General features: G+C 35.9%; 1 protein-coding gene. It reads right to left on the bottom strand.

Features of this window, described 5'->3' with window-relative positions; genetic code table 11:
• Positions 1-204: 204 nt before the first annotated feature.
• Complete coding sequence (locus P0092_RS17710) at positions 205-12,126, bottom strand: SDR family NAD(P)-dependent oxidoreductase (RefSeq protein ID WP_004615894.1); 11,922 nt, start codon at positions 12,124-12,126, stop codon at positions 205-207.
• Positions 12,127-12,133: the final 7 nt, after the last annotated feature.

Consider the following 12,133-nt stretch of genomic DNA (forward strand, 5'->3'; position numbering starts at 1 on the left):
GAATAATTTGTCAAATTTTACTTATTTTAAAAAAATTGTCGAATTAGTGATTATCAAGTCATTTTTAGATAAAATAAATAATAAGTACACTAAATAATATTTGATAAAACCTTTATAAAAAATACTCCTTTCTGACTAATACTTAAATTCTTAACCATAAAGGAGTATTTTCTAGTTTTTGTATCGCTACTTACATTTCACCGTTTACTTTTCCTGAACTTCTTTTTCAATTTTCATAACTTCATCCACGTCAATCTCACCATTTTCAAGTTGTTTAAGCAGAAGCCACGTCAATTCTGAATTTTCCATATTTTCATTTACAACACTGTCAGCTTCTGATTTCTTATTATTAGCAGCAATGTATTCGTAAAGCTTATTTACGGTATTGTATTCTTCCAAAATACTAATCTCCATCGGACAATTATACAATTCCGTAATATCTTGCGTAATCTTTAAGCCCAGGTAAGAATCCAAGCCATAAGTGCTGAAGGATGTATCATAATCAAGTAGGTCAGCCGATATTCCCAAGGTACTTGCTATAATGTCCGCAAGCTTGCCACGTTCATCTGATAGTTGTACTGAGCGTGTTGCCGGACTTTGATTTAAGGATGAATCCCCAGCGCTGTCCTCATTTTTGCAGTTCATGATAATTTCTTTAGGCAGCCAATACCTTTCTTTTGCAAAAGGATACTCAGGTAAAACAACTTTCTTTGGAGTAGCGGATTTGTATAAAGCTTCCCAATTGACATCTTTATACTCAAGCCATGCACTTATAAGAGAATTTAACTCACTGTCACAAGTTGACTTATCCTCAAACCCGTAATACACGCCGTTTACATTTTCCCGAGAACTGCTTTGTCGAATTGCAGCTAACAGTTCTTCAGCTGACTCTGCCACAAATACCACTCTTTCAGCCATACTTTCTCTTCCTTGCTGCAGAGAGTATGCAATCTGTTCTAATTTGATACCATCCTCTTTAATGCTATTACAAGGAATGTTATCCACAATGTCTTTTACAGTTACTAGGTTAATAAAATCTTCATATTCCATATTTAAATTAAACACTTTATTAATTTCATTCAATACTTCAACATAATTCTTATTGGATAGGTTTAATTCAGCCAGTATGCTTGCTTCTGATAAAATACTGTTTGATACACCTGTTTTAGTACATATTATTTTAATTACATCTTCTAATATGTTACCCTTGCCGTTATTGTTGCTAAAAAGTGATTTAATATATTCTTCAAAATTCCAAATCATTTGTTTCAGAGCATTTTTATTTTTACCTGAAAGATTAAATGCATTGTGTCCCTTTCTTATTTTCTTTACTTCCCTTTCCGGCTCAACATATTCTTGCAATATGAAATGTACATAGGAGCCGCCTCCGCCAAAACCATTCAAGCCTGCTGTCAGCGGGTATTTCTCTCCATTTTGACTATATGGTTCCCACACACCGGCTTGCTGTTGAATATAAAAGGGTGAATCTGCCAACGGAAGTTTCTCATTTATCTCATCATCATTCAAAATTCCGGGTATCAAATGGTTTTTCATTTGCATAGTTATTTTTGCAATTGCTAAAATACCCGAGGCTGCTTCCGTATGACCTATATGATACTTAGCACTTCCTACGGAACATACCTGCTTTTCCTTCGTAAAATTACCAAAGGCTGTCGACATGCCTTTTACCTCCACTGCATCACCAATCTCCGTACATGTTCCCTGAGCCTCAATATAGTTAATACTCTGAATTGGTACCTTTGCTTTTCTGATAGCTTTTTCAATAACCTGTGCTTGTGCTTTAGGATTAGGCACCATAAAGCCTCCGCCTTTACCTGAATGTGCCATCTCATTTGACTTTATTACTATGTGAATATTATCCTTATCCTTAATGGCTTGGGATAAAGGTTTTATCAGCATTAATCCAAGTCCTTCTGCGGGAATATAGCCGTCTGCTCCTTTGCCAAATGGTTTGCACTTAGAATCTGTTGACAATAATCCTCCCTGTGAAAGGTTTATATATTTGCTTGGGTGTATTGAAGTATTAACGCCTGCTACAATAGCTGAACTGCATTCTCCATTTCTGATACTATTAATAGCGAGATGCAAAGCAGTTAATGAACCCGAACACATAGTATCTAAGGCTATACTTGGCCCACTCAAATCATAATAGCTGGATAATCTGTTTGCCAAATTCGAAAATAGAGAAGGAATCATTCCCTGTGCCGGCCCATTCATAAGCAGCATTTGATATTGCTGCCACATTGCTCCCACGAATACACCTACATCTCTGTCTTTCAGATTTGATACTGCGTAACCTGCATTTTCAAAAAGATGCCAGGTTTCCTGCAGCAATATCCTTTCTTGAGGTTCTATAAACGCCGCATTACTTGGTGCTATATTGAAAAACAGCGGATCGAACTTATCTATATCCTTCATAAATCCACCATATTTGCAATAGGTTTTACCTATTTCACCTTTAACTTCACTAAAATAAGGTTTATAGTCCCATCTTTCCTCCGGCACCTCTGTAATACAATTCTTATTCTGAAGGATATTCTGCCAGTATTCATCTATATTATCTGCTTCAGGTGCTTTTGTTATCAATCCTATAACTGCAATATCCTCATTACATACAGTGTTTGCATCAGATATTACCTCTTTAATATAATTACTGAATATAATTTTTTCACGTTCAGTCGTATACTCTAAAGTACTTTCATCCTCACGCTCCTCGGCAGCTTCAAGTTCCATGTATTCTGCCTGTATTACTGAGGATGAACCAAATAACTTATTATACTCTGCGGTGTAATTTGTTTGTAAATATTCATTTAGTTCATTAATATTGTGGTTTTCATACAACAGTGTCTTAGGTAGTTCCCCAAACTCTTTTTCCATGCTTACTGTTATATTCATAATCATTACTGAATCTAATCCGTACGCATCAAAAGCTTCATTGTTTTTTATCCGGTTTGCTTCTATCTGAGTCTCTTCTGATATAACATTTTTCAAATAGCTTATTGCTGATTCTGAAGCCGATACGCCTTTTGTTTCAACACTCTTCTTACCAGAAGGCTCCTTGGATTTACTTGAATCCTCTTTTACGGTTTTAACTTCCTGACTTTTTGTTACGTTATCTGATGCCAGAACAAATAATTGGTGTACGGAGCTTAAATTTGAAATAGCAAATTCAAATGCTTGTAATCCGTCTTTTGTCTGCAACGGCACCATGTTATTACGTCTCTTCATACCTTCAATTTCACTGTCTTTCAGCCTCATGCCGCCGTCTAACCAATATGGCCAGTTGATTGATAACATGTTCTTTCCATTAAAGCCTTCAACCGTTGCATATGCATCTAAATAGTTATTAGCATATGCATAGTCAGCTTGTCCCATATTACCCATTAAGCCTGCTAAAGAAGAGAAGGTAATAATAAAATCAACAGGCTCCTCACCTACTGCTTTACATGTATTTTGTATGCCCAATGTCTTCGTTTCAATAATGCGGGTAAACGTTTCAGGCGTCTTATTAATAATAAGTTCATCCTGCTTTATCCCTGCGCTATAAACAATTCCATCTAAACGCCCATAGGTATTTCTGATAAGTTCAACAGAATTTTTCATATCCTGATATACATTTACATCTGCCTGTAAATACAGAACTGATTCACATACTCTTTGCAAGTTTTCAATATGTTTTTTGTTTTCTGCGCTCAGTTCAGTTCTTCCTGAAATTATCAGGTTAGCTTTGTATGTAGTCGCTAAATATTCGGCAAACTTTAACCCTATTCCCTTTAATCCGCCTATTATGTAATATACACCGTTAACCTTCAGCGTGCTTTGTTGCGGATTAGTCCCGGTAAGCTCCTTTAATGCTCTTATATGTCTTTTATCCTCAAAGGAATAATAAATTTCCTCAACATTTTCTGTCCCCAAAGCTAATTCGTCCCGTAAGTAACCTGCAAGTTTTCTGCTGTCCCGTACAATACTTTTATCAAAAGCTATATTCTTGCAAACCAGTTTTGGCATTTCCATCACAGCAGTTTTAAGTAAACCTGCACAAGCTAAATACATAGGATTTACACTTAATTTGTTGGCACTTTGAATGTCTCCGCTAAAAACATGGAATAACTTTATATTACTTCTCAACCCACTGCTTACAACAGCTTTAACAAACACAAAAAATTCTTCGGCATAGTTAATATCAAAGTCCATACTCAGGTCACGGTTCAGATTGTAAATTATGCAAGTTGAACTTGAATTATTGACTGCATTCTGGAAAAGCCACTTATAATCCTGTTCTTCACAACTGCAAATTTCATATTCAGTTTGAGATATTTTGTTTTTTGCATTTCCCGGCCTGACTAATACTGCGTCCAGTCCAAGCTGTTTTATACTGTCATAAAGCTCATGGGTATTATCCAAAATTACAAATTTGGGCTTTTCATTGTTTATAGGCAGTTTTGCAGTTTCTTCTACTATTGTTGTGAAGTATTGGATTACATCTTCTTTTTCAGCCACTTTCTGTTCTTTTACCGTCAAACCAACAAATTTTAAAAGTACTTTTCCGTCTTCTGACACAAACTCCAAGTCGAAAGAAATGGTATCTGATTGAACGCTCATATCATGAATCAATACATATTTTACATTATCCAGTGAATCAAGGATTTCCACCTTCTCAACACTGTGAGGTAAATATGAACGATTATATGTATTTATCAATGCGGCCACCGATTGAATTCCGCTGTCTAATATTGCGGGATGCAGTGTGTAGTTTTCTTTTTCAAATAATTCATTAGTATCATGAAGTTCAGTTATTGCACATTTGGATGCTTCTGATACTAATATTCTGTCAATAAATTGAAGTCTCTTTCCATAAACAAAATCTGTTTTTTCAAACTCTTTATAAAAATCGCTTCCATCTACATTTACCGTACATATCTCTTTATAATAGTTCAAATCAAGCTTGTCATCAGCTCTCCACTTTGGATCATATTTCACCAGCTCAAGGTTAGCTGTACAATGTAACAAGTGAACACCCAACTGATTTATCGTTTCAATTTCACATTTTACGCTTTCTCCCTGAGGAATTAAATTTATGTATGCATCAGCAGCGTTGCTGCCATCTAACATTAACGGTCTTAGCCATACAACCTTTGTGATTTGTGACACAACCCCCTGATGAACGGAAAATGTACCTGAAGCTCTTAGCATTTCCAAAAATGCAGCTGCCGGAAGGATGCTTCGTCCTTTAATTACATGATCCTTTAAATAAAATTCATTTCCGGTGAACTGTTTTACAAATTGCTGATTTTGAATTTTGGACACATTATTATCCACCATACTATGTAGTGCAACTCTTCTTTCTTGTATTTCATTTTTGACTTTTGGTGGTTTAATTACACGTTTTTCAAAGCAATACGTAGGCATTGAAATTTTTCTGTACTGTTCTCCAACAAATGTATTGTAATCAAAATCAACATTGTTAACCCAAAGCTTTGCTATTTTCTGCAAATTCTTCTTTTTCATTAATGTTATTAAATACTGTTTTCCATCCTCATCCTCAAAGAAATCGTCTACTATACTATTTGCATCCATTTCACCTATAAAAAGATTTCTTTGCTCTTCACCTGCTAAATAAGCCTCTATTCTATTGAGAATTTCGTCTATTTTCTTTGCAACAATGGCTATTCTGCATTTAAAGAATTGGCGTCCCATCAGTAAATTGCTTTCCAAATCATACATAAAGCTGTTTTCTTCAGCTTGACCGGAAAATTCCTGTTGTTTTAAGAACTGAACAAATTTCTGGAGCAATTCTTCTAACCGCTCTTTGTTTTTTGCAGAAAATACAAATATTCTGTCTGCTGCTTGGATGTTTCTCAAATCTTCTTTTTGTTTATTTTCCTCCAAAACAATGTGAACGTTCGTACCACCTGCTCCAAATGCGCTTATTGCAGCTCTTCTGGGATATTCGACCAACTGTCCGTTCTCATTTATAATCGGTTTCTTCCATTCCTCATATTCATGTTGAACATAAAAAGGTGAACCTGCAAAATCTATTTTACTATTTAAAATCTCTGAGTGAATTGACGGTACTAACTTTTTATGCTGCATTTCCAATAATACCTTTGTTAATGCTGCAATACCTGCTGCTGATTCAAGATGTCCAATATTGGATTTAACCGAACCTATAGCGCAGTATTGTTTATCCTGAGTATAAAGTCTATAGGCTTTATTAAAGCCTTCAACTTCAATAGGGTCCCCCAAGGCTGTACCTGTTCCGTGTGCTTCCACCGTACTGATTGTTCGTGGTGATATATCAGCATTCTTCAATGCTTCTACAATTAAATTTTTCTGTTCAATTACGTTTGGTACAAAATAAGCGTTGCTTCTGCCACCGTGATTAATGGAGGTTGCTTTTATTACACCATAAATATGGTCCTTATCCTTTTCAGCCTGACTGACTTTCTTCAGCAGAATTGTACCTACACCTTCGCCGGGAACATAGCCGTCTCCACCTTCACCAAAAGATTTACACCTTCCGTTGGTTGATAAAAATTTACCTTGGCTCAAAGAAATATACTTGTCCGGGTGCAATGATAAGTTGACCCCTCCCGCAATAGCCATATCAATGCTTCCGTCATTTATTGCTTTGCATGCTAGATGGATTGCCGTTAATGAAGATGAGCACATTGTATCTACAGTCATACTTGGGCCGTGTAAATTCATAATATAAGAAACCTTATTTGATGTGCTGGCAAAAGACGAACTAAGTGACATTACATTTCCTTTTAATGTTTCTTCTACACCAACCTTTTGATAGCACCCCCACATTTCTCCTGTATAAACGCCCACTTTGTAATTTTCAAGTGCCTTAACAGTATAACCTGCATCTTCAATACAGCTCCAAGCTGATTGGAGATAAATACGCTCCTGGGGGTCCATTATAGCAGCCTGAATTGGTACTATACCAAAAAAATCCGCATCAAATTCCTCGGCCCCATTAATAAAGCCTCCCCATTTGCTGGATATCTTACCCTTTTCATTTTTATCTGCACTGTACAGTGGCCTGTAATCCCATCTTTCCAATGGCACTTCTTCAATACAGTCCTTACCATGAACCAAATTATCCCAGAAAATATCTAAGTTATCTGATTGAGGATATCTTCCGGCAATACCGATTATGGCAATATCCTCGTTGCTATGACTATACTTACTGTTATATAGTGTGTCCGCATCCTTTTGGTCTGCTTCAAGGTAATCCGTTTTTTCGGCTTCTTCATTTTGTGTATTTAATTGGTTACTATCTTCGCCAAAATGTTCAACGGCAATATCATGAAAGTCAGAGAATAAAAAGTCAATGAGACTTCCTATTAATTTATGTTCGAATAAAAGTGTTGCCGGTAATGTTTTAAACACTTGGTTTAATCTATCTGTAATTCTCATTGTAATTACAGAGTCAATGCCGTATTTTTCAAAATCATCACTTTCTTTCAAAGTGTTGGTATCAACACCAATTTCTTTTGAAATGCTATGTTTGACAAATTCAGCTACTTTTGACTTTAGCTCACGGTCAATTTCATTACTGCTTTCAACTCTGCGGACTGCTGCTTTATTAATGTTTTCCGGCTTACTATAAGTTTCTATAGTATAGTTGCAAATTTGAACACAAATATTTCCCTGAGCATCGTATATTTTTATATTAAATACATACCCTGATTTTGAACAGGATACAGTCTTTACAACAGCTGTACAAGTATTTGTCATGCTGCCGTAGATAATAATATTTTCTATTTTACTTGGTATAAACTTGTTTCCATCCTCTTCACTTTTTAGCAAGATTGAAGCAGACTGTAGTGCCGAATCCACTAAGGATGGTTTTAACTCATAAAAACTATTCTCGTTTGCAATGTCCTCTTCAATTTCTAATTTTGCAATAACAGTGTCTTCAACAAGTGATATTTTGTTAATGCATTGATAGTATTCTCCGTAACTAAAACCTGCCCTCTTCAGCATTGAATATATTTCGTTTGTATCAATACAGGAGTCATAAACCTCATCTTTCAGGCAGCTTTCTTCCTCAATATAGTCCCCTTGCATACCCAGATAGCTGACTTCTCCCGTACAATAAACTATATTTTTTTCGTTTTCATCTTTTATCTCAAATAGAAGTCCTCCCTTTTTAGGGTAACATTCCACCACTATATCCGAGGGCTGTTCTACAACCAGCGGTCTTCTGAACACTATATTCGACATGTTCTTAACTGTACCAATACCTGCTAATGCCAGTTGTCCTGCTGCCCTTGAAAGTTCTACAAAGCCTGCTCCCGGCATTAATACTTTTCCGTTAACAACATGATTTGACAAATAAGGCTCATGCCCTGATAATCGCTTTTTGTATATCTGTCTGTTTATAGTAGAATTATTTACATCAATCATTGGATGAATTAAGTCAACATTTATCTTGGTACCGGCTTCATTGCCATAATCTAAAATCCAAAACCTTTCCTTTTGGAAACTATAAGTAGGCAATGCTATTTTTTTAGGCTTAAACACCTCTTTAGTATATAATTTTTCCCAATCTACATATTTTCCGCTTACCCACTCTTGGGCCAGTTTTTTCATATCATGATTTTTTACATGAAGCTCGGTAGCAGTCTCCATACATAGATTGCCTTTTGCCACATTCTTTTCAACAAATCCCGAATAACATTTTTCAGAAGCCTTGCCCTCAATGTAGCAATTAAGCTCGTTACTGAGTTCGTCAATAGAATTAGCCAAAAACGCTGCCCTGTAAGTCATTGCCTCGCGTCCTGTTTGCAAGGTATAGCAAATATCAACAAATGTACCGCTGCTTGTATCTTCTTGTTGCTGAACATATTCTTTCAGACTGCAAATATTTTCACGAAGTGCCTTTTCAGATAAGGCTGAAATTACAATTAACTGCTCATTAATTACAAAAGCACGCTTATCCGTTTCCTGTGCAAGCTTTCCTAAAATAGTAAAGGAGTTGGAACCCCCTGCACCAAAGGAGCTGACTGCTGAGAAAAATTCAATCATCCCATTTTTATGTTCTTCTTTTAGCTCCCAAGGTTGTAACTGTTGAACAACCTCAAATGGAAGCGTATCAAAATCAATTTTTTTATTCAAATTGTCAGAATAAAGGGACGGCACAATTGTATTATGTTTCATTTGTAAAATAACTTTAATCAAGCCCGATACTGCCGCTGCAGATTCCAGATGACCAATATTGGATTTTACAGAGCCTAATAAATACTTATCAGAATAATTTTCCTTAATATTTAATCCTTTTGACAAGCCTACAATTTCTATGGGGTCTCCAAGACTGGTTCCTGTACCATGTGCTTCAATGTATGTAATATCAGTGGGTTTGATGTTAGCCTTTTCTATTGTTTTTCTTATAAGTTCACCTTGTGCATTTGGACTTGGAACAGAGTAACCTGTTGCCTTTCCACCGTGGTTAACACCTGTGGCTAAAATAACAGCCTCAACATGATCTCCGTCACTTATAGCTTTTGATAAAGGCTTTAATAATAATGCACCAACACCTTCTCCCGGCACATATCCATCGCCCCCTTCACCAAAGCTCCTGCACTTTCCTTCGGAAGAAAGGTAGTTTTTGGTTGACAGTACTTTATATTTTGCAGGATGAACAGAAAGATTTACTCCTCCTGCAAATGCCAGAGTTGATTCGCCGCTTCGAATACTCTCACACGCTAAATGGATAGCTGTACCGGAAGAAGAACACATGGTATCCACAGCCATGCTTGGCCCTTTCAAATCTAAGAAATAGGACACCCTATTTGCTATTGATGAAAAAGAGGAAACCGGTGATAAGGTATAATCCTCAACTTTTGTTTCATAAAATTGATAATGCCCCCAAGCAATACCTACATAGACACCAACTGTTTCTTCTTTCAGCTTATTGCGTGTATATCCTGCATTTTCCATGGTGTTCCATACAGTTTCAAGGAATATTCTTTCCTGAGGGTCTATCATAGTGGCTTCTATTGGTGAGTAGTTGAAAAATTCTGCATCAAAATACTCCGGCTTATTCAAAAAACCGCCCCATTTGCAATTGGTCATGCCCGGTCTGTTATCCTGTTGGGAATAAAAATTATTATAATCCCAACGTTCCTTTGGAACTTCAATAATACAGTCCATACCCTCGGAAAGCACCTTCCAGTATTCTTCCACATTGTCCGCACCGGGGAATTTACCATCAAAACCTATGATTGCAATTGGTTCGTTCTCATAATCAAATTTAGTTTGACTATTACTTTTTAAAACCACAACTTCTTTCTCTTTAGCTGCTGAAATATCAGCTTGGACTTTTATTTCAGGCTTTGCAGCTGTTTCCTTGGTATTAAATAATTGTGCGTATTCTTTCTCTACGAATTCTTCCAACTGATCCAGTCTTTCGTATTCAAAAAATAATGTTTTGGGCAATGAACCAAGTTTTTCTTCCATTTTTGCAATAATGTTTATCATTTTGATGGAATCTATTCCAAGATTCTCAAAATACTCGTAATCATCAATATCCGTAATCTGGTGTTTTGTAATTGAAGCTATAGATTCTTTCAAGAATAAATTGATTTTTTCTTTATTCATAAAACTGCTACCCCTTTCATTACCCTCTTGTTTTAATCCTAGTAAATCAATGATTTCTCGCTTTTTCCCATAAAAAGTTATAAATGTTCCTGACTTTCCGCTATTTAAAACTGTCTCAAATACTTTTATTCCCTGTTCCCGAGATAAAACATCGAAGCCTTGTTTTTGCATATTGTTCTTAACAAGTTTTGAGGCATTCATTCCTTTGCTTTCCCATAAAGGCCATGCAATACTGATAAGGCGTACATTTAAGTTCTTTTGCTCAGAAACATAATTATTTAAAAAACTATTCCCATATGCATAATCACATTGTCCTACGGTTCCTACATATGCGGCAATTGATGAAAAGTAAAGTATGTAATCACTCCTGCACTCTTTTGCTATCAACTCTACCTGCTTAATGGAATTTACCTTGGGATTAATCACATAATCAAAGTCCTGTTTTTCCTTTTTTATTATCATGGAATCCTTTGAGGTTGCCGCACAATGAATGATTCCATTTATTTTCCCCTGTTCAGCTATTTGGGATATAAATTTTTTTGTTGACTCTTCAGAGGTAATATCGCATGAATGGAATACCAGCTTTTCAGCGTCTCCACCCTTTTTCCTTATTTCAGCTTTAGCCTCTTCAATCAAGTCGTAATTACAATTTCTGCCGCAAACTATAACCTTTGCATTATATTCGGTAATCAGGTGACTGGCCAGAAGGGTTCCCAGTCCTCCAAGTCCCCCTATAATTACATAGTTTCCTTCCCATACGGTGAATTTAGCATTATCATCAATCAGTTCTGTCAGTTCCAATTTTTTTATATATCTTTTTTCGCTGACATATTTTACTTCAAGATTTTTACTTGTTCGCTCGTCATTTATTAGCTCTAAACAAAGCTCATTGATTGATGACAACTCTATACTGTGGCAGCAAATTCTTGAGTTCTCATTGGACAGTACTCTGAAAAATGCACTTGTTGCTGCGCAGGTGGCATTCCATACGGGATTCTTTTTCATATAAAAGAATAATATGTCCCAACCCTTTCCTCTGAGCACATGCTTACTCATATGAAAGAAGAAATCCACCGAAAAGGTTGATACGTTTTCATCCAAAATCTTATTTTCACATAAACAAAAACAATTTATAGCTAATCGTATTTCTATATGATTAGAAGTTAACCAATCGTATAACTTCATATATGAACTTTCATCCGACAAATTCAACTCTAATTCATATGGATTAATTTGTCTGAACTCATTGCCCGGATGAATTTGTATTATATTTTCTCCTAAACTTTTAAATACTCTTTCCTTTGTAAAATCTTTATGGCAGAAAACTAAAGCACCCTCTTGCTGCTCTGTATTTGTTCCGGTTTTATGCAGCTCCTGTTCTTCCCAAGTTTCAATGCAGTATATGCTTTCTGACGCATCTTCTATTTGTGAGGAATAAAAATTATCAGCATTATTCAGTTTTTCAACAATTTCAAAAAGTCTATCTTTGCTCATTTGAATT

It is taken from the genome of Ruminiclostridium papyrosolvens DSM 2782, assembly GCF_029318685.1.
Classification (GTDB): Bacteria; Bacillota; Clostridia; order Acetivibrionales; family DSM-1351; genus Ruminiclostridium; species Ruminiclostridium papyrosolvens.